The sequence below is a fragment of the Chitinophaga tropicalis genome, from assembly GCF_009758205.1.
GTDB lineage: Bacteria > Bacteroidota > Bacteroidia > Chitinophagales > Chitinophagaceae > Chitinophaga > Chitinophaga tropicalis.
Genome location: NZ_WRXN01000012.1, coordinates 201,959 through 222,482, shown reverse-complemented (window position 1 = coordinate 222,482; position 20,524 = coordinate 201,959). Strand labels below are relative to the sequence as shown.

General features: G+C 45.7%; 15 protein-coding genes and 1 riboswitch. Of the genes, 9 read left to right on the top strand and 6 right to left on the bottom strand.

All coding sequences use genetic code 11. From position 1 onward, the window contains the following. Positions 1-39: 39 nt before the first annotated feature. A complete protein-coding gene (locus tag GO493_RS23680) occupies positions 40-705 on the bottom strand; it encodes a response regulator transcription factor (RefSeq protein WP_157308713.1) in 666 nt (221 codons plus the stop codon). 865 nt (positions 706-1,570) lie between these two features. On the opposite strand from GO493_RS23680, the gene GO493_RS23670 reads away from it, so the two are divergent. Continuing rightward, entirely contained in the window at positions 1,571-2,341 is a 771-nt protein-coding gene (locus GO493_RS23670; RefSeq protein ID WP_157308711.1) for an SGNH/GDSL hydrolase family protein, read from the top strand. Positions 2,342-2,374: 33 nt separating this feature from the next. Here the strand turns inward: GO493_RS23670 and GO493_RS23665 are convergent, their stop codons facing one another. The 4 genes from GO493_RS23665 to GO493_RS23650 all read right to left on the bottom strand — a co-directional run bounded on the left by GO493_RS23665 (position 2,375) and on the right by GO493_RS23650 (position 8,720). Then, positions 2,375-5,413 (bottom strand): efflux RND transporter permease subunit, encoded by a 3,039-nt coding sequence (locus tag GO493_RS23665; protein ID WP_157308710.1) that lies wholly within the window; start codon positions 5,411-5,413, stop codon positions 2,375-2,377. A 33-nt stretch (positions 5,414-5,446) separates the two neighbouring features. Beyond that, entirely contained in the window at positions 5,447-6,511 is a 1,065-nt protein-coding gene (locus tag GO493_RS23660) for an efflux RND transporter periplasmic adaptor subunit (RefSeq protein WP_157308709.1), read from the bottom strand. An 81-nt stretch (positions 6,512-6,592) separates the two neighbouring features. Continuing rightward, positions 6,593-7,945, bottom strand: coding sequence for a TolC family protein (locus GO493_RS23655; protein WP_157308708.1), 1,353 nt, complete (start codon positions 7,943-7,945; stop codon positions 6,593-6,595). 166 nt (positions 7,946-8,111) lie between these two features. Beyond that, complete coding sequence (locus tag GO493_RS23650; RefSeq protein WP_157308707.1) at positions 8,112-8,720, bottom strand: TetR/AcrR family transcriptional regulator; 609 nt, start codon at positions 8,718-8,720, stop codon at positions 8,112-8,114. A gap of 92 nt (positions 8,721-8,812) precedes the next feature. On the opposite strand from GO493_RS23650, the gene GO493_RS23645 reads away from it, so the two are divergent. From GO493_RS23645 to GO493_RS23630, 4 genes are all read left to right on the top strand, one after another. Next, complete coding sequence (locus GO493_RS23645; RefSeq protein ID WP_157308706.1) at positions 8,813-9,760, top strand: NAD-dependent epimerase/dehydratase family protein; 948 nt, start codon at positions 8,813-8,815, stop codon at positions 9,758-9,760. Between the two features lie 103 nt (positions 9,761-9,863). Continuing rightward, a riboswitch (SAM riboswitch) is annotated at positions 9,864-9,973 on the top strand. Between the two features lie 162 nt (positions 9,974-10,135). Beyond that, the gene (locus tag GO493_RS23640) at positions 10,136-11,320 is read left to right on the top strand and encodes a trans-sulfuration enzyme family protein (RefSeq protein ID WP_157308705.1); all 1,185 of its coding nucleotides are present in this window, start codon (positions 10,136-10,138) and stop codon (positions 11,318-11,320) included. 212 nt (positions 11,321-11,532) lie between these two features. Next, on the top strand, positions 11,533-12,798 hold the full coding sequence (locus GO493_RS23635) for an amidohydrolase family protein (RefSeq protein ID WP_198315811.1): 1,266 nt from the start codon (positions 11,533-11,535) through the stop codon (positions 12,796-12,798). A gap of 75 nt (positions 12,799-12,873) precedes the next feature. Continuing rightward, a complete protein-coding gene (locus GO493_RS23630) occupies positions 12,874-14,154 on the top strand; it encodes a YdcF family protein (RefSeq protein ID WP_157308703.1) in 1,281 nt (426 codons plus the stop codon). Here GO493_RS23630 and GO493_RS23625 read toward each other — a convergent pair. Continuing rightward, complete coding sequence (locus GO493_RS23625; protein ID WP_157308702.1) at positions 14,099-15,358, bottom strand: dicarboxylate/amino acid:cation symporter; 1,260 nt, start codon at positions 15,356-15,358, stop codon at positions 14,099-14,101. The two genes, GO493_RS23630 and GO493_RS23625, sit on opposite strands and share 56 nt — an antisense overlap. Before the next feature lie 105 nt (positions 15,359-15,463). Between GO493_RS23625 and GO493_RS23620 the strand changes: the two genes are divergently transcribed. The 4 genes from GO493_RS23620 (at position 15,464) to GO493_RS23605 (ending at position 20,472) form a co-directional block, all read left to right on the top strand. After that, positions 15,464-16,267 carry an AraC family transcriptional regulator gene (locus tag GO493_RS23620; protein ID WP_157308701.1) on the top strand — a complete coding sequence of 268 codons (804 nt, stop codon included), beginning with the start codon at positions 15,464-15,466 and terminating at the stop codon, positions 16,265-16,267. 64 nt (positions 16,268-16,331) lie between these two features. Then, a complete protein-coding gene (locus tag GO493_RS23615) occupies positions 16,332-17,753 on the top strand; it encodes an alpha/beta fold hydrolase (RefSeq protein ID WP_157308700.1) in 1,422 nt (473 codons plus the stop codon). Positions 17,754-17,927: 174 nt separating this feature from the next. Beyond that, the gene (locus GO493_RS23610) at positions 17,928-19,625 is read left to right on the top strand and encodes a sodium:solute symporter family transporter (RefSeq protein ID WP_157308699.1); all 1,698 of its coding nucleotides are present in this window, start codon (positions 17,928-17,930) and stop codon (positions 19,623-19,625) included. Between the two features lie 196 nt (positions 19,626-19,821). Further along, positions 19,822-20,472 carry an HAD family hydrolase gene (locus GO493_RS23605; RefSeq protein WP_157308698.1) on the top strand — a complete coding sequence of 217 codons (651 nt, stop codon included), beginning with the start codon at positions 19,822-19,824 and terminating at the stop codon, positions 20,470-20,472. Positions 20,473-20,524 lie beyond the last annotated feature (52 nt).

Below are 20,524 nucleotides of genomic sequence, written 5' to 3'. Positions count from 1 at the left end.
GCGGGTTGGCAATACTTCATAAAAAAGGCATTGAACATTCTATGAGAGTATACGGTATTGCTGGGTAAGATTCTTTATTGCATACTTGATGAGGGAATTGTGACCTGTAAGGTTCAGTTTTTTTGAAATATTGTGTCTGTGGTTCTCCACCGTTTTGATGCTGATGTTCAGCTGCTCTGCTATTTCACGGGTACTAAGGCCTTCTGCGATCATCTGCATGATCCTGAATTCTGTCTTGCTGAGTTTGTTATGGATCTCAGGCGGGATAACAGGCATGGAAACAATAGTAGTATGTTTCTTTTCCCGCTGTTGGATATTAAAAACAGTAAACCTTGTAAGCCTCGACTTAATGCTCAGCAACAGTTCCTTGCTTTTAAAAGGTTTAGTGAGAAAATCATCAGCACCCAGGTTCATCCCCATACGCATGTCTTCTTTCGTTTCTTTTCCGCTGATAAAAATAAAAGGCATATGCTGTAATGAAGGATCATTACGCAATTCCATCAGAAAATGGAAACCACTGCCTCCCCTTAATCTTACCCCGCAAACAAGCAGGTCCGGTTTATACTGACGGCAGATATAAATACCTTCTTCAGCAGTTGTGCAGGTCAGTACATCATAGTTGTGAAGGGTCAGCAACTGTTGTATCTTTTTGATCAAAGCAGCATCTTCTTCCAGAATCAGTATTCTGTACATTGGTTCTTTCATTGGCGATTATGTTTGAGGTAGTTTATTCGTTCCTGTTAGTCTGTTGCTGGAGCATAGGATAACCGGATACGTTAGTGTTTTTATAAGACGCATAATAGTCGTTTAAACTGGCCTCAGGATACAATAGTATTGGCATAGTAGCAAGAGCCATGTTAAGCTGAATATTCAAATGTGTTCATTTTAATGATAGGTTATGACCATTCCTGTAATAGTAATTTTCATTACCGGTGTTCAGGATTATTCACCAGGAATTTCAAGGAAAGATATGGGGTAGTGAGCCTGCAACCTCGATCTGCACGTAAATATGCGTTAAATAACGTGGGCTTTAAATGCCGGGGCTGCTGCCATTGCTTAAAATAAGTGTTAGCACCTAGAAATATGTGTATCCTTACTCATTTTCGAAAACAGCCCGGTAAAATTATCTAATCGACCGCAACAATTGACCATCTTTACATCAGAAATACATAAATCATTTAAAGCTAATCATATTCAGAATATGAAATTATACAAATGAGGGTTTAAACTTATATCATTTAACGACATATTTTATTCTTTTAGTATCGCATACTGCAAGATATATCATAAAGTATGCCGTTTGTAAAGAACGAGAGCCATATCCTAATAAAGCCAATAAACTCTCGTTAAGCCTGGTTATACGTAGTCGTTGTATACCAGGCAACTGCGAAAGATTTTTTAACACAGGTTTTCATAGGATAGATAACTAAATTGCCGCCTAATCCTGGGCGGCATATTTATTTTTATTATAGCCACCGTTTGTCTGCCTGCAGCAGACAAACCCAAATTGAGACACTCTCTTATTTTTATTACTATAATTTATTAGCTTTATTTTAATTCAAACAATTCCATGGAACAAAAACCTATTTCCAACCGGAGGAACTTTATCCGGAATGTTTCCCTGGGCAGCCTGGCAGCTCTAAGCCTGCCGGAAGTTGTTGCTGCTGCCACAGTAAATGAAACCCGCGTTAAGAAAATAACTTTAAAGAAAGACGCAGTAGTGCTCTTCCAGGGTGATTCTATCACTGATGCAGGAAGAAAGAAAGATAAGTCAGACGCTAACGACTCCGGCGCACTGGGCAACGGTTATGCCTATCTCACCGCCGCAGCGCTGCTGAAACAATTCCCGGACAGGAACCTGAAGATCTATAATAAAGGGATCAGTGGTAACAAAGTATATCAGCTGGCAGAACGCTGGGACGCAGAATGCCTGGATATCAAACCAGACGTACTCAGCATTCTGATAGGGGTAAACGACTTCTGGCATACACTGACAGGTAATTATAAGGGTACCATCAAAACATACCGTGATGACTTTACAGCATTGCTGGACCGTACAAAGCAGAAGCTGCCTGAGCTGCAGCTCATCATTGGTGAGCCGTTTGCGGTAAAAGGTATCAAAGCAGTGGACGATAAATGGTATCCTGCATTTAACGATTACCGTGCGGCTGCACATGAAATAGCAACAAAGTATGACGCAGCTTTCATCCCTTATCAAACTGTCTTCGACAAAGCACAGCAATCTGCACCAGGCGTTTACTGGACGGGAGATGGGGTGCATCCTTCGCTGGCAGGGGCTTCTCTGATGTCTTCTGCATGGTTGGAAACAATTAAAAAATAAAAAAAGCGGGCCATAGACCCGCTTTTTTTGCAATCATCCCACTCCTGGTGGTATTAACTTATAAATGATAGGCGTCACTATCCTCGACAACAACGTAGAGCTGATAAGCCCGCCAATCAGCACAATAGCCAACGGCGCTATCAGCGGATTAGTAGAAATTGCAATGGGTATCAACCCGCCAATAGCTGTCAGCGACGTCAGCACAATAGGCAGAAAACGTATCTCACCAGCCTCTCTTACCGCTTCATCCAGCGTTTTCCCTTCCGCTCTCAGCTGATTGGTAAAGTCCACTAACAGTATTGTATTCTTCACTTCAATACCCGCCAGTGCTATCATTCCTATAATAGCTACAAATGAGAGAGAATTCCCGGTCACCCATAAGGCAACAGCAGCGCCTACAACCCCCAGCGGAATAACAGAAAGTACAATAAGGGTACTCTTAAATGTCTTGAATTCCAGCACCAGCACCGCAATGAAAAGGAAAATAGTAACGATAATGATACTCATGAACCCGCCAAAGGAATCCTTTCTTGTTTCTACTTCACCTCCCATTTCATAGCTATACCCAACAGGCATAGGCATCACATCCATTTTGGCAATGGTGGTATTTATAACCTGGTCAGCCAGGAACCCTTTCTTTACAGAAGCTGAGACAGTTACCACCCTTCTCTTTTCCTGGTGATTGATGCTGAGCGGAGACGCCTCCATTTTCAGATCAGCCACCTGCGAAAGCGGAATGGCCTTTCCATCCTGGTTGTTTACATACAGGTTACGGAATACATCCAATGTAGGCCTGCCATCTTTATTACGTGTCATCAGCACATCATAGTCATTATCGTTGTTGTCAGCATAATGCCCCAGCTTAAGTCCTGCTACAGCCAGTCGCACAGTACGGTCAATATTGATTCCCGGTATTCCCAGCAGCTGGGCTTTATCCTTATCTATATTTACACGTATATCACTTTTCAGTAGTTTAACCGGGTTGTTTACATACATGGCGCCCGGCACCTGTTCCAGCATCCTCTCTACTTTCCCTGCCAGGTTCCGTAGTGTATCCAGGTTGTCTCCGAACAATCGCACTTCCACAGGCGCGGTAACAGGAGGGCCCTGTTCAAAGTTCACCACCTCTACTTTTGCTCCCGGATAAGGCGTCCATTGCCGGCGCAGCTTTTCTATCAGCTCCAGTTTCTGTTCCGGTGTTGTGTTTACATGCAGTTGCACGAAGAGCTGCGCAAAATCTGTCTTTTCATTTTCCTGTATAACGTTGTAGTAAATACGCGGATTACCCTTACCTACGTTGGTAGAAAAATACTGTACCTCTTTTTCATGCAGCAGCGTCTGCTCAATATTCCTGGCAACGGATTTGGTGTATGCCAGACTGGACTGTGGCGGCGTAGTGATATTGATAAGGAACTGGGGCTTTTCTGAGGCCGGGAAAAGACTGAAGCCTACTACCTGGAACAGCACCATAGACCCGCCGAAAATGATCAGTGTAATGACGATAGTAATAACCGGTCTTTTAAGCGCTTTATCCAGCAGCCGTGAATAGCTACCATGGATAAGACGTTTCAGGGCGCGCATGAAGATATTTCCTTCCGGGTTACCTGCATGTTCTTTCAGCAGCTTGCTGGACAGGAACGGGATGATAGTGAGAGATACCAGCATCGATGCAAATACGCTGAAGATCACTGCCAGTGGGAGACTACGAATAAAATCGCCCGCACCTTCCGGCAGGAATACCAGCGGCATAAAGGCTATCATCAGCGCAGCAGTACAACCTAAAACGGCCATGCCTATCTGTTTGGTAGCTTTAAGCGTAGCTTCCATCCGGCTATGCCCCTCCAGTATCCAGCGTTCAATATTCTCTACTACTACGATGCTGTCATCTACCAGCAAGCCGAGTGCAACTACCAGTCCTACAATACTCAGCTGGTTAAGACTATATCCGAATATCTGCAGGAGAATAATACCTATAGCCAGCGAAAGAGGGATAGAGATCATTACTATCACTGCCGGGCGGAAGCCCAGGGGCAGCAGGGTAATAGCCACCAGCAGGATAGCAATGATGAAGTCTTCTCCCAGTTTACCAAGCCGCCTGTTCACGTTCTCTGCCTGGTCAAAATGCTGTATCATATCGATATTTGCCGGCAGCGTCTTTTTGAACCGGGCCAGCACCGGGGCATATTCTTCCTTTGTTTTACTGATATTCTGTCCTTCTTTCTGCGCTGCAACAACAAGAGCACAGCGGCGCCCGTTCAGCCTTGTTTCATATTGTTCATCTTCAAAGCCATAATACAGGTTGGCAATATCCCGGAGAAAAATATTCTTGCCATTGCTGTTGTATACTATCGTATTCTTTATTTCATCCAGCTGCTGATAGCTGCCGCTGCTCTTGATGTTGTATGTACGGTTGCCGGCGTCTACACTGCCGCCGGGTATATTGGTGATCTCGTTCTGCACGCTGCCTATTACATTGTTCAGCGGCAGTCCCATAGTAGCTATTTTCTCCATGTTCAGCTCTATCCTCACCTGCCTTTTAGGGATACCGTGTATCTCTACATTTTTTAATGCTTTAACTCTTTCCAGTTCATCCTGGAGTTTTTCTGCATAGTATTGCAGCTTATCGCGGGAAGCTGTTTCTGAGATCAGCGCTATCTGCATAATGTTCACATCACTGGGCTGTATGCGCTGTACCGTAAGATTGATATTCTCCGGAAGATCGCCACGTTTCCCGTTCACTACACGCAGTATTTCCTGGTATTTGTCGTCCACATTACTGTTATAGGTATAATCCACCCTTATTACAGCCAGGCCATCACCTATGTTAGAACGTACACGTTTGATGTTCTCCTGCGAATAGAGCTCCTTTTCCAGCGGATCTACCACCAGGTTCTCCATATCTTTCGGACTGGTGCCGGGATAAACTGTTACCACGAGGAAAGAAGGAGAGTGGGTGTCCGGGTCTTCAGACCGGGGCATGGTCATAATAGTAGTAATGCCCAATACAATGATCATGATAAAGAGCACCAGGGTGAACTGGTAGTTCTTTACCGCATATGTTGAGATCTTCATTTTTCAGATAATTTGACGGATGATAAAAGGGCCTTACTGTACTTTAATTGTGCTGCCTTCCGTAAGATAAGCGCTACCGGAAATGATAAGGGCAGCAGCCTGTTGAAGCCCGTTACTGACAATAACCTTGTCCTTTTCCATACCGGAAATGGTAACAGGTATTTTGTGCGCGGTCTTGTTATCGTTCGTGATGAATACATAACCGTTGCTGCCGTCTCCTTCCAGGAGTGCATCATAAGGTATTGCCCATGGGCCATTTGCCGTAGTGGTGGCAGTATCTGAAGGGGATAACACCGCTTTGCCGAACATGCCGAATGCTATGGCAGCCGGCATGGGGCCGGTTAGACGGATATCGGCAGTGAAGGTGCTGTTCTGTGGCTGAATACCTTCTGATTTACGGGAGATAGCGCCGTGAAAGATCTGTCCCGGAGCGGCTTCTACTTCTACTGCTGCTTTATCGTTCAGGCGGATTGCCGCCCATTCCTTATTGCTCAGGTTTACACGCAGCAACCAGTTCCCGGATTGTGCGCCATTGGTTTCCAGTACCGGCGTGCCGGGTTGTACAAGTTGTCCTTCACTGGCCAGTTTACGCAGCACATAGCCATTAGCGGTAGCAAGGATCTGCGAGTGGCTGCGATTGAACTGTGCTGTCTTTAATTGCTCTGCTGCTATGTCCAGCGCGGTTTTGGCGTTCTGCAACTGCTCCAGGGTGGCCACGCTGTCCTTATAGAGGTTTTCCACTCTTTTATAATCACGCTGTGCTTTCTCATGTCCGAGTTGTGCCTGTTGCACCTGTGCGTTGATCTCAACAGGATTGAGCGCTGCCAGCAATTGTCCCTGTTTGATAGCATCTCCTTCCTTTACCATTATCCTTTGAATGATACCGCCTGTTTTGAAAGAAAGCAGCACCTCATCATCGGTAGTGAACTGTCCTGATACGGCAATAGAAGAAGTGCTGCTCAGCTGTGCATTAAGCGGAAGCAGTTTTACCGGGATAACGGAGACCTGGTTGGTCTGACTGGCGGAGCTGGCTTCTCTGCAGGAGATCATAAAAACCGGGAGAGATGCCAGTAGTGCGATAGAGAGGATCGTTTTCATATCTGTAATGATTTTAGATAGTGTTTCAGTTTATCCGTCAGAGGCAGACGCACTACTCTGGTACACTACCTGGTTTTAAGTTTAAAGTTTGTAAGAGGCTTGTGTACGTTCTATATCGGCCAGCGCTGTCTGTACGGCCGCCAGCGCCACAGACAGTTGCAAACGTGCACTGGTAAGCTGGTTCTGTGCATCCAGCAGTTCTATGTACAACAGCTGCCCGGCTTTATACACCTTTGATTGGTCCGTATAATATTTTTCTGAAAGCTGTAGTTGCTGTTCAGCACTTTTGTAATTGGCAACGGCTGTATGGAAGTTGTTCTCTGCCACCTGTTGCTCCAGTTGCAGACTATTGTTGGTCTCATTATAGGCGGCCTGTATCACCTTTATATCTGCAGCTGCCTGTGCAGCTTTATGTTTCCGCTGACCGGCAGAAAAGAGGTCCCACTGAAGGTTCACTCCCCACATGTAATAGCGCGACTGGCTATTCACCTTCCAGTTGAAAGCCTGGGACCCGAGGTCCAGGTAGGTACTGAGTTTAGGCACCAGGTAAGATTTTGATTGTTTATAGACTAATGAGGCTACTTTTTCCTGTTGGGTAAGTTGCAGCAATTCCTCCCGGACGACAGGAGCATTGCCTGGTACTACTTCAGTGGCCACGAATGCTGTACTGTCCATGATCACAGGAGTGGAGAGCGGGCGGTTCAGCAGAAAATTGAAATATGCCTGCGCATTCTTTTGTTTATTCCCTGCATCCGTAATCGCAGCTGTAACCTTCTGCTGTTCTGCCCTGGCACGGGTAAGCGCTGTGGTATTGGTAACGCCGTTAGTTACAAAGCTGGTATTGACGCGGATGTTTTCCTGTACCTGCAGCAGGTTGGTATTATAGATATCTACGGCTTTACATGCCTGGTAATACTGGTAATACGCGGTTTTGATCTCTTTAACAAGAGAGCGTTTATATACATTGACTGTTGCCTGTTGTAAGGAAATGCTTTCCTTCCTGATCTTTTGCGCATACCAGATCTCTGTATTGACCAAAGGCATTGATGTGCGGATATGTGCATCATAGAAATTGTCAGGGTTCAATAATACTGTCTGGTTCTTCAACTGTGGGAACCGCTCGCTGTTGGTCAGCTGGTTCAATGTGCTGTAAGCGCCATTCAGCAGATCTCCCAGGGGCAGGTCTATAGTACGGCCGCCATCAGCTTTGGTATAACTGCCCTGTAATCCTATCTGCGGATAGAACATACTTTTTGCTTCTTTCAGCGCATAGAGTGACTTTTCCAGTTGAAAACCCTGCTGCTGCAGGCCCTGATTATGTGAAAATGCCTCCTGGATATAATTATCCAACACTTTGTCCTGACCTGAGCCGGTATAGGAAATAGTTAGTCCCAGCATTATGAACAGTAAATGTTTAATAATGTTTGTTGACATAATGAACAATGTTTAGTAATAAGATTTAAAAAAAACACGGATCCCCGTGTTCTAAAAATTGAATTCTATGTTGTGCATACAAACATGACAAAGTCAAGCAACAAAAGCCAACCGCCTCCTAAAAAATATTGACCACATCATATAATTGGTATTATCATCCTGCCTGTTAACGTTTTATAAGCTCAATATGCGCTTTCGCCGTCTGCCACATCATTTCCTTTATCTGCTCGTCAGGTAGTTTCGAGACTTTATAACGCCCACGGATATACAGAGAAATAATTCCATGTCCGAGAGACCAGATAGTGGTAGCGGCTATCATCGGATCAGTAAAGCGAAGCTTATCTATACATCCTTTCACTATATCTATCAGGAAATTATATTCCTTATCACAATTAGGCCATGCTTCTTCTTCTTCTACAGCTTTCATCGGGGAACGGAGAATGAACATAAGATCGTAAAGATCCGGATGCTTAAGCCCGAAGGTCATATAAGCAGCCAGTAGCTGCTCAAGCCTTTCAAGTGGGTCTGCAGCTGTAACTTCTTTCAGAAAGTGTTTATGCAGCCTGTCAAACGCTTCTCCCTGTACCTCGTATAACAGCTCATCCTTATCCTTGTAATAAAGATAAATTGTGGCCGGACTATATTCTATCTTGTCAGCTATACTACGAATGGAAGTCTTATCATATCCCACTTCAATGAACATCTCCATAGCGGCATCGATGATCAGCTTCCGCATTTCCTGCTTTTCCCTTTCCTTACGATCCGTTATTCCCATATAATTAAGTTTACGATGCAAATTTACTAAACGGTGTTTAGAAAATAAAATATTTTATCTACTTTTACGTCAACTATTAAAACAGATCCTATATGGCCAATACAGGCACAGAATTGTACACAATTTTAGGAGCGGGCGGGATTATTGCGAAAGAGTTGACCAATGAGTTATTAAAAAATGGTAAAAATGTGCGGCTGGTGAGCCGGCAGGGAAAGCCGGTGACGGGAGTACAGGAGGTAATGGCGGCAGATATTACAGATGCCCTGCAAACCAGGAGAGCAGTAAGCGGTTCCACTATGGTATTTCTGTGTGCAGGCCTGGCTTACAACCATAAGATATGGCAGGCAGCCTGGCCTCAGATAATACAGAACGTGATTCACGCCTGTAGCGAAGGGGGAGTGCCCCTGGTCTTTTTTGATAATGTGTACATGTACGGCCTGGTAGATGGGCCAATGACCGAGGACACACCTTATAACCCCAGGAGTAAAAAAGGAGAGGTGAGAGCTTTGATAGCAAATAAGATCATGGATAGGGTAAAAGAGGGGCGGTTGACGGCTACCATTGCCCGGGCTGCTGACTTCTACGGCCCCGGAGCAGATACCACCGGCGTAATGAACCTGCTGGTAATAGATAAACTGGCTAAAGGACAGAAAGCCAACTGGCTGGGTAATGACCAGGTAACACATAGTTACACCTTTACCCCGGACGCCGGTAAGGCCCTTTACCTGCTGGCAAACGATCCTTCTTCCTTCAACCAGATCTGGCATCTGCCTACCACCAATCCTGCACCTAACGGGAAGGAATATGTACAGATGGTGGCAGAGGCACTGAAAGTGACACCCCGGCATTCAAAACTGAATGGTTTTATGGTGAAGCTGGCAGGGCTTTTTAATACTACAATAGGGGAGCTGCATGAAATGATGTACCAGAATAATTATCCCTATATATTCAACAGCGCAAAGTTTGAAAAGCATTTTAATTTTAAACCTACTTCCTATGAAGAAGGAATAAAATTGACAGTTGCTGCCAAAACAGTTTAATAGAAATGCTGCCGGCTAAGAATTTAAACTTGTGCACTACCCTCAAAAATAAAATTTGGAAATATAAACATCTCACCTATATCTTTGCACCAGTTCTTTAAGTTTCTTATCAAGAAAGGCAGAGGGAAATGGCCCTGCGAAGCCTTAGCAACCATCCTGTTTCACCAGACAGGAAAGGTGCTACATCCATCCGCAATAGCGGAAAGATAAGTCGGTAGGTTTGATCTGTATTACTTCATATAATGAAACTCACCTGGCTACCAGGTGAGTTTTTTTGTTTTAATACAATCCTACTCTCACTGCTCTCTCTTCGATAAGCTGCTTGTACGGACCTGTATAATCAACATTTATCATCAAACTCAAAAACAAAAAGAGATGAGCACAATTACTCAACTGATCCATTCCATTCCGGTAGATGAACAGACAGGCGCTATTGCAGTACCCATTTACCAGACTTCAACATTCGTACAGGAAGCTCCCGGCGTAAACAAAGGATACGATTATGCCCGCACCAACAACCCTACCCGCGAAGTACTGGAAAAGCTCGTGGCCCAGCTGGAACATGGCGCAAGAGGAATAGCCTTCTCAAGCGGCCTTGCCGCTATAGACGCTATACTCAAGCTCCTGCAATACGGCGATGAAATAGTAGCTGTAGATGATATTTACGGTGGAGCATTCCGCCTGTTCAACAAGGTGTACGAAAAATTCGGTATCAAAGTAACGTATGTGGATACCTCAGACGTACAGGCAGTATTCAACGCTATCACCCCGGCAACCAAACTGATATGGCTGGAAACACCGACCAATCCTACACTGAAAATATCTGATATAGCAGCCATTGCAAAAGTGGCTAAAGCCAACCACTGTATCTTCTGTGTTGACAATACCTTCGCGTCACCGGTACTACAGCAGCCGCTGGAGTCAGGGGCAGATATAGTCATACACAGTGCAACAAAATACCTGGGCGGACATAGCGACCTGATAGCCGGGGTAGTAGTAACCAAAACCGCAGAGCTGGGAGCAGAAATTAAATTCTACCAGAACGCCTGTGGCGCTATCCTATCTCCGTTTGACAGCTTCCTGCTTATCCGCGGCATTGAAACACTGCATCTGCGTGTACGTCAGCATTGTGCTAACGCACAAGCCATTGCAGAATACCTGGAAAAACATCCATTGGTAGACAAGGTATTTTATCCCGGGCTTACATCACATCCTGGTCATGAGATCGCAAAAAAACAATCCAAAGGATTTGGCGGCATTATTTCCTTTACATTGAAAGATGATACTGAAACAGCTGCACAGGCATTTGTGACCGGTACCCGTTATTTCAAGCTGGCAGAGAGCCTTGGCGGTATTAAAAGTTTATTATGCCATCCCGCCGGCATGACCCACAAATCTATCCCTGACGAAAAACGCAGGGCCGCAGGAGTGGCGGATAGTCTGATCCGTTTATCTGTAGGGTTGGAAGAAGCAGAAGATCTTATTTCAGACCTTGATCTTGCTTTTCACAAAATAGAAGAGAAGCTCCGGGCTTCTGTTTCCCAAAAGGTTTTTTATTAGTTTGTCAGCGGGCCGCAGGCCCGCTTCTCCTCCTCAGAAATATTTCGCTACTTTGCACTTACATGCTCCTAACGGAAGAATTACTTTTTTGTTAAAGAAAATATTAGAGAATTCTTAACAAACTAAGTCAGTATCTTCCCGGATTCATTAACTGCAAACTGGAAACGATGCTGAGATCTTTGCTTTTTAGTGTCAGCCTATCCTTTTTTTATTTGCATACTTACGCACAGGCCAACACACCAGTTATACTGAAAAATATTACGCTGATAGACGGAAGCGGGGCCGATGCCCGCTCAAACGTCAGCCTGCTTGTACAGGCAGATACCATTGCCGCCATACTGCCTGCCGGAAGCAACCTGCCATCAGGAAAAGTGCTGGACATGTCAGGCCGGACAGTGATGCCTTTGCTTATAAACGGTCATGGTCACCCGGGATTACTAAAAGGAAAGACCGCTTCGGCAGATAATTACACAGCTGAAAATATGAAAAGACTGCTGCAGCAGTACCTGGACTATGGAGTAGGAGATGTGCTGTCATTAGGTACAGACCAACCCGTTGTATTCAGCCTGCGGGACCAGTCGCAAAAAGGCGAAATACCCGGCGCCACATTATTCACTGCCGGCTACGGCTTTGGAGCAAAAGGCGGCGTTCCGCCCGGCGCTTTCGGCACTTATATACAAAGGCCTTCCTCTCCCGAAGAAGCCACGGAAGACATGCGTAAACTGGCCGCATTACATCCCGATTTCGTGAAGATCTGGGTAGACGGTGCGCCTGGCGCACCACGTGTTACTCCCGAAATATTTAAAGCCATCATCGCAGAAGCCCATCGTCATCATATCAAAGTAGCCGCCCACGTATATTATCTCGAAGATGCCAGGCAACTGGTAGATGCTGGTATAGACCTGCTGGCGCACAGCATCCGCGACAAAGAAGCTGATGATGCACTGATCACCGCCATGAAAGAAAAGGGCGTATATTACATTCCTACTTTAACGATCGACGAATATGGTTTCATCTATGGAACAGAGCCTGCATGGATGAATGATCCCTTCTTTATACGTTCCCTTGAACCCGGCGTATGGGACATGCTGAAAAGCGCAGACTACCAGGAGGAACAGGCTAAAGACAGACAACGGAAAATGAAAGTTCTGACGATGTCATTACGCAATGTCTATAAATTAGACAGCGCTGGCGTGAAAGTTGCTATGGGTACAGACTCTGGTGCACAACCTGTAAGGGCTATCGGTTTTTCCGAACACCTGGAGCTGGAGCTGATGAAAGGTGCAGGAATTCCTCCCCTGCATATTATCAGCATCGCTACCCATAACGGTGCAGAACTGCTAAATGCAACAGACAGGGGAGTAGTAGCTCCCGGTAAAAAGGCCGACTTTATGGTACTGGATAGAGATCCGTTAAAAGATATCAGAGCTACGCACAGTATCTATGCCATATGGAAAAATGGAAAAAGAGTAAAATAATGGTAGTGTCTTAACCCGCCTGAAGCGGACAAACTAACTCAACAGAAACACTGCTAAAATAACTTAAAGTAAAAGATGAGAAGAGTAGTAAAGGGGATACTGATACCTGCCCTGCTGCTGGTATCGGTAGTAACAACACATGCACAACGGAAAAAGAGGCCGGTAAAACCGAAACCACGTACAACGGCTACTGCTGTAATTTCTTACACGCCAACGCAACAGGTACAACTCAGGAAATCTTTCTACCTGCTTTACATACTGGAAAGGAAAGGCGCCGCACATGATCTGGTGGTAAAGAACAGCGTATTCGGACAACTGGCAAAGGACCGCCAGGCACGCCTGAGCCAGGCATTGGCAACATGTACGGATGGTAGCTGTATAGCTGAGGCACTGGAATGGAGTGATGCAGATATCCGTACTGCCGGTAATGAGCTGCAAAGACTTGCAATCGCTGATAACACTATTGCCCAGCTGGTAGAACGGCTGAAGATAGAAGCCCGTTACCCTGTTTACAGCAAAGAGAATGATACCGCTTTTATTATGCGTGTATGGGAAGATGTGACCAAAGGAATGAACCATATATTCAACGTGTATATAGCAGGTCTTCCTCCACGTTATCCGAAGATAGATTCCATTTCTTTCAGTTCCCGGAACCCTGCATTTGTACAGCAGGTAAAGACTGCCCTGCAGCAAACTGCCAGGACTGGCACAGCATTCTACAGCGAACCGCTGATGGCTGCATTGAAAGCACTGGCTATCAATGCCCGTGACGAAGCTACCCGTTACGAGCCTTTATACGCAGGAATGAATGCCGGGGCTTTTGCATTATCGAGAAATATCAACTGGAATGCCTATCGCTTTACAGCTATCGTGGTGCCTGGCAGTGGCCCGTCAAAAAGCGGGCAGTCCCTGGATAGTATGGCCATATTCCGCTGTAAACTGGCGGCAGAGCGGTTTAAAAAGGATGTAGCGCCTTTTATTATCGTGTCTGGCGGACATGTACATCCTTACAAGACACCTTACTGTGAGGCAATAGAAATGAAGAAATACCTGACAGGTAAGCTGGGCATACCGGACGGAGCGGTCATCATTGAGCCGCATGCTAGGCATACTACTACTAATATCCGGAATGCAGCGCGCCTGACATACCTCTATAATATGCCCTCTGCCAAGCCAATGCTGATAGTGTCAGATTCCTTCCAATCCCTGGCTATAGAAAAGATGGGCCTTCGTTTTATGAACGAACTGGGTTACCTGCCATATAAAGAACTGGAGCGGGTCAGCAATACGGAAAATGCTATTATCCCCGATCAACGGGCATGGCAGCAGGATCCTGAAGACCCGTTAGATCCTTAAGCCATTGCCTTCCTTTCATGATCCTGGTTACCATCATTGCAGCTACGGTATCGCCGGTAGCGTTGAGGATGGTAGCCAGGGGATCTACCAGTGTACCGACAATCATTACCGCGGGTAGGGCGTCTACAGGAAAGCCGTAAACAGACATGACCAGCAGCTCCCCGATATACCCGCCATTGGGAATGCCTCCTTCCACTATACTCACTATAACCGTTACCCCTAATGCCAGCAGTACTGTATCAACTCCGCTGAGCGGGCGGCCATACATGGCAAAGACAACACCTATTTTAACGATAGAAGATATACTGGAACCATCTTTATGCAGGGTGGCACCAAGTGGGATCACCACATTCCCGATATGCGACGGGATACCCATTTTAGGGGCTGCATCGAGATTGGCAGGAATTGTGGCGATGCTACTGCAGGAACCCAGCGCCGTAAAGGTAGGCACCAGGTTATTTTTCCAGTAGAGTTTCACCCCGGGAATGCCACCGGCCAGGAAAGCATAGATACTGAAAAGTACGATGAAATAGAAGATGCCAAAGCCATAGTACACAGCCATAGAACTGGCATAGGTACCAAATAGCTGTGGCCCCAGCGTGCCCACCTGGTAGGCAAAGTAAGCGCCTAAACCAATAGGGGCCAGGTACATGATAAGGATAAGCAGCTTTTTCATCACCTCATTACCCGAAACAAGAAAACCCCTGAAGGCTTTTGCCCCCGGACCGGCCTTGAGTGCGGCAAATCCTACAAGAGCAGAGAAGATGATGAAAGGCAGCATATTTCTGCGCGATAGTAACTCAGAGAACTCGCCCGTTGTGAGCAGGCGGGTGATCTGTTCTCCCACACTGACCTTTTCTGCTGCCGTCATAGCAGCCGGCCCGGTAGTAACCGCCTGCAGCGGAAATATCCAGATAGTCACAATAGTAAGGAAAGCAGCTACCAGTACAGTACCCAGGAATACCAGACCCATTACAGAAATAACACGTCCCAGCTGCTGACCGGGATCAACATTGGCAATGGCAGAGGAAATGGAAAAGAATACAAGAGGGATCACCGCTGTAAACAGCAGGTTCAGGAAAATATCCCCTACAGGCTTGATCACTTCCACTTTCTGACCGTATATCAGACCGAGGATACTGCCTATGATAATGCCTGCCAGCAGTAACAGCAGTTCGCTGTAATTTTTGAGTAATGTGCGCATACAGGTCAAATATATATATTTTTCAGAGGGGGACAGCCTTCCTGAAAACTGCTCAGGAAACGGCGGATCTTCTTACATTAGTGATCAGATCAAGCGTTCATTCAGATGATTGAGATTTTCGACAATATCCGGAAACTGTACAACTTCAGTCCTCCCTGCCCTGAACTGGCAGACTATATCGAATTTTTCTCAGAATCATCACCTGAAGCAACTGCCCTGCATGCAGTTAATACCTCCTTCAGCGTAACAATGTTCCCAAGCTGGACACCTACCATCTGGATCAATTTAGGCTCTCCCTACCAGGTAATAAATGGAAAGGATTGCCATACGATCACTCCTTCTGATGATATACTCATTCTAAGGGATTCTATGGTGACCCGCTACAATCAGCCTTCAGATTATATATTCACTGTTAAGTTCTTTCCCGGAGGACTGGAACGTATCCTGGGGATCACACAGGTAAAATTTATTGGCCAGGTAATACCATTAAAGCACATTATGCCTCCGGCGCTTATCCAAAGTGTTAAAGCAGCAGGTTCATTTGAAGAGCGGATGGAATTATTACAGCAATTCTTCCTGTTCAGTTATGTCCGGCAGAAAAAGAAGGACCATTATATCCGGCTGGTCAGAGACAGCATTGATCTGTACAGTGGTAACCTGCAATATAACACCAGTGAAACGGCAGAGAAGATGTTTGTTACCTCTAAAACCATCAACCGTTATTTCAACAATATTGTTGGTATCAGTCCCCGGAAATACTTTTCCATTCTGCGGGCAAGAACGGCATTATCTGCTTATCTGGCAGATAAGAAAAACTTTGTTTCCGGTGATTATGGTTACTATGATATGAGCCACTTTTACAGGGAAATGGTGAAGTTTACCGGTCAACGGATGGATGGCCTCCGTTAAAATGTCCGTTTTTTACCTACCGCATTCTCTTCCTCCTTTCTACTTTTGGTTAAAAGAATCTCTGATGAAAATTGTCCTTCTGACCTTTATTGCTTTTGCCAGTTGTATACCTGTTGTCCGTTCACAGCAGAAGATCATTCCCTGTGCCTGTCCGGTTGAGATAGACAGTAGTTTTAAAACCCGCTGTGGTTACCTGGTTGTACCTGAAAACAGGAAAAAGAATAACGGGAAAACTATTCAGCTGCCGTTTATTGTTGTTGAGAGTAAAAATCCCAATAAAAAGAAGGCCCCGCTGTTGTTCATGTCTGGTGGTCCGGGAGGTAGTTCGTTGGGATGGGCCAGGGGGGCTGCAAAAAGCAATATTATCAATGACAGGGATTGCATTGCTTTTGGACAAAGAGGTACTGATTATGCCCTGCCTAACCTCAATAGCCCGGAACTGGACAGTGCCATTAAAATGTCTTACAGGAAGAACCTCAATAAGGACAGTATGGTGATTGAAGGTGTAAAACGTTACAGGAAAAGCCTGGAGGCCAGGGGTATTGATCTTTCAGGCTATAATACCGACGAAACTGTAACAGATGTTCATGACCTGCTCGTCAGTCTGCAGATCGACTCTGTTAATCTCTATGGCATTTCTTACAGCGGTGGTCTTATGCTGGCTGTTTTACAGCGGGACCCTTCCCGCATCCGGTCTTTAATACTGGATTCCCCGTTACCCAACTTTGTGCCTATTGATGAAGATGAGCCTGCCAATTTCAATGAAGCGCTGTCATTGCTGTTCAGTCGTTGTGAAAGAGATTCTGTGGATAAGGTCCTATATGGTAATCTTAAAGAGAGATTCCGGGGATACTTTACCTCCATTGAAGGAAAAAAGTTTTCTATTCCTTACGTGGAAAGCGGTACAACAGATACCCTGAATATTCAGTACACGAGGAATGATCTACTGGATATTGTCCAGAACTATCTTTCAGGTCAGCCGGAGAAAGCACCATTTGTTATTACAGAGCTTATCAGCGGGCGCCATTATGATTACGTAAAACAATTGCTGGATGACCTGTTCCGTTATGGCCGGGGCCCGTCCGGAATGCGGATATCTGTTTATTGCGCAGACCAGGCGGTATATAACAATGAGACCGTTATGCAGCAGCTTTATAATGCTTATCCCTACATGAAGGGGTATCATATCAATGACGTTTATAAGGCCATGTGTGATTGCTGGGCATCGCCTCCCATCAAAGCTGCTACAAAGCAACCTTTTTATTCAAACAGGCCGGCGCTGCTGGCTGATGGGGAAATGGACAATGCCTGCAGGCCTCTTTATATTGATAGGGTACATCATTATATGCCCAACAGCCAGCGGCTTTTATTCACAAACCGGGGCCATGGAGTAGGGGGCCGGGATTTCCAGTATTTTATGAGGATGTTCCTGGATGATCCATATAAGAAGATCGTATCAGACCATAAGGACATTATTACATATTAAGTCTCAAAGTACTCGTATTTGTCTTTTATAGCTGGCCGTAGGTCAGCTTTTTTTCTTAAAAAAAACCTAAATAATCCTCTCTTCAAAAAATTTAATTGTAAAATTGACAATTATCACTAACTTGTGCCCAGCGTTAGAAAAACATAACTGTACCTAAATCACATTCCACTGATTATGAATAGACTAGGCGGCATTGACTATGTTATTTTCATTATTTATTTCCTGGTAGTAGCATCTTACGGCTACTGGATCTATCTGAGGAAGAAGAAGGAGACCATGAGCACGAAGGATTTTTTCCTGGCAGAAGGTTCCCTTACGTGGTGGGCTATTGGTGCCTCTTTAATAGCCTCCAACATTTCAGCAGAACAATTTATCGGGATGAGTGGAAACGGCTTTACTGTGGGGATCGCGGTATCTGCCTATGAGTGGATAGCAGCGGTAGCGCTGATCATTGTTGCTGTCTGGTTTATGCCCGTATACCTGAAGAATAAGATCTACACGATGCCGCAGTTCCTGGAAACGCGGTATAACAAGACGGTAGCGCTGATCATGGCTATTTTCTGGCTGTTCCTGTATGTTTTTGTGAATCTTACTTCCATCCTGTTCCTGGGTGCGCTGGCCATCAATAACCTGATAGGTAATGGTAACTTCCACCTTGTGATGATAGGGTTGGCAGCATTTGCGCTGATCATCACGCTGGGAGGTATGAAGGTGATAGGTTATACGGATGTGATACAGGTACTGGTGCTGATCATTGGTGGATTGGCCACTACCTGGCTGGCGCTGACTATGGTGAGCGAGCATTTCGGACTGGGAAAAGATGCGCTGGCAGGCTTTAAGGCCCTGATGACAAATTCTCCTGATCACTTCAAAATGATACTGGATAAACCGGGACCTGGGGCTTCGCAGGAGTACATTAACCGCTACCTGATGCTGCCTGGTATCACTATTTATTTTGCCGGGCAATGGATCATTAACCTGAACTACTGGGGTTGTAACCAATATATCACGCAAAGAGCACTGGGTGCTAATCTGCAGACTGCCCGTAACGGGATCCTGTTTGCCGGCTTCCTGAAACTGATGATGCCTGTTATCGTGATGTTGCCGGGTATAGCAGCTTATGTACTGTATAAGAATGGTGCTTTACAGCAGGAAATGGCGCCTGGGAATGTGTTCAATCCTGACAACGCCTATTCCGCCGTGCTGACGTTCCTGCCCGAGGGCCTGAAAGGTCTTTCTCTTGCTGCTTTAACAGCTGCGATAGTAGCTTCTCTGGCAGGAAAGGCCAACAGTATCTCTACGATCTTTACACTGGACATTTATAAACGTTATATAGACAAAGAAGCGGACGAGAAGAAGCTGGTATGGACAGGCCGCATAGCTATATTCGGCGCTATGCTGGTAGCTATAGCCTTTACCTGGAATGACCTGCTGGGTATAGGTGGAGAGGGTGGTTTCACCTTCATCCAGAAATATACCGGGTTTATCAGTCCGGGGGTATTTGCCATGTTCCTGCTGGGTATGTTCTGGAAACGTACCACCGGAACAGCAGCTGTAGCTGGTATTGTTACCGGTTTCCTGCTGTCTGTTGTATTCAATAACTATGCTCCCCGCTGGTTTGGAACTGAAACATGGCTGTATACTGCCTTTATTAATAATAAGGGCGTTTACGAGATACCTTTCCAGATCTGCATGGGATGGGCATTCTTCTTCACTTTACTGGTGATGGTGGGATTGAGCCTTGCGGGACCTAAAGTGAATCCAAAAGCATTTGTACTGGATAAAGCTATGTTCAGGCTGCAGCCTGCCACCATTATCATGATAGTGGCTACCCTGCTTATCCTGAGCGCATTGTATGTGAGGTTCTGGTAAGAAAAAGAGTTTCTGCGAGCTGCATGCATACTACACAGTAATTTTTGCCGCATGCGGCCGATTCAATAACGTGAACTATGATCGCCGAAGGTCGAAGTCATTCGACCTTCTTGCTTTTTGCCACATATTGAGATAGCTTTGTGCCGCACATTTCAACAGGGGCATCGCAGGTGGCCCTGCTATCAAAAATAATAGTATGAAAAAGGCATTTATTTTCGACATGAACGGCACTATGATTGACGATATGGAATATCATGTGCATGGCTGGTACAACATCCTGAATGAGGACCTGGGCGCCGGAATGACCCGCGATGCTGTAAAAAAGGAGATGTACGGTAAGAACAGTGAGGTATTGGTCCGTATTTTCGGAGAGGGCAGGTTTACAGAGGAAGAGATGAACACTTTATCACTCGAAAAGGAGCGCCGTTACCAGGCGGCCTATCGTCCTCACCTAAAGCTCATACCTGGGTTGCAGGAGTTCCTGGAGAAAGCCAGGCAGATGAATATTCCTATGGCTATAGGTACGGCGGCTATCCCGTTTAACGTAGATTTTGCTCTCGATAACCTGGATGTACGTAAATATTTCAGCTCTATTGTTACTGCAGATGATGTGGTGGCCAGCAAACCTGATCCTGAGGTGTTCCTGAAAGCTGCAGAAGAGCTGGGCGCTGCTCCTGCTGATTGTATCGTTTTTGAAGACGCTCCCAAAGGAGTGGAAGCGGCTGCCAATGCAGGGATGAAAGCGGTAGTGATCACTACTATGCATACCAGGGAAGAGTTCAGCCAGTATGATAATATCATAACTTTTATACAGGATTATACAGATTTCTCTCCCGAAAGCCTATAAGCCAGCCGGAGACTGGCTCTCTTATCTCAAAAAAGATCGCTTTTGCCGAAGG

Coding starts and splice junctions, on each gene's coding strand:
- GO493_RS23680 (WP_157308713.1), bottom strand. CDS start 705: ATGAAAGAACCAATGTACAGAATACTGATTCTGGAAGAAGATGCTGCT.
- GO493_RS23670 (WP_157308711.1), top strand. CDS start 1,571: ATGGAACAAAAACCTATTTCCAACCGGAGGAACTTTATCCGGAATGTT.
- GO493_RS23665 (WP_157308710.1), bottom strand. CDS start 5,413: ATGAAGATCTCAACATATGCGGTAAAGAACTACCAGTTCACCCTGGTG.
- GO493_RS23660 (WP_157308709.1), bottom strand. CDS start 6,511: ATGAAAACGATCCTCTCTATCGCACTACTGGCATCTCTCCCGGTTTTT.
- GO493_RS23655 (WP_157308708.1), bottom strand. CDS start 7,945: ATGTCAACAAACATTATTAAACATTTACTGTTCATAATGCTGGGACTA.
- GO493_RS23650 (WP_157308707.1), bottom strand. CDS start 8,720: ATGGGAATAACGGATCGTAAGGAAAGGGAAAAGCAGGAAATGCGGAAG.
- GO493_RS23645 (WP_157308706.1), top strand. CDS start 8,813: ATGGCCAATACAGGCACAGAATTGTACACAATTTTAGGAGCGGGCGGG.
- GO493_RS23640 (WP_157308705.1), top strand. CDS start 10,136: ATGAGCACAATTACTCAACTGATCCATTCCATTCCGGTAGATGAACAG.
- GO493_RS23630 (WP_157308703.1), top strand. CDS start 12,874: ATGAGAAGAGTAGTAAAGGGGATACTGATACCTGCCCTGCTGCTGGTA.
- GO493_RS23625 (WP_157308702.1), bottom strand. CDS start 15,358: ATGCGCACATTACTCAAAAATTACAGCGAACTGCTGTTACTGCTGGCA.
- GO493_RS23620 (WP_157308701.1), top strand. CDS start 15,464: ATGATTGAGATTTTCGACAATATCCGGAAACTGTACAACTTCAGTCCT.
- GO493_RS23615 (WP_157308700.1), top strand. CDS start 16,332: ATGAAAATTGTCCTTCTGACCTTTATTGCTTTTGCCAGTTGTATACCT.
- GO493_RS23610 (WP_157308699.1), top strand. CDS start 17,928: ATGAATAGACTAGGCGGCATTGACTATGTTATTTTCATTATTTATTTC.
- GO493_RS23605 (WP_157308698.1), top strand. CDS start 19,822: ATGAAAAAGGCATTTATTTTCGACATGAACGGCACTATGATTGACGAT.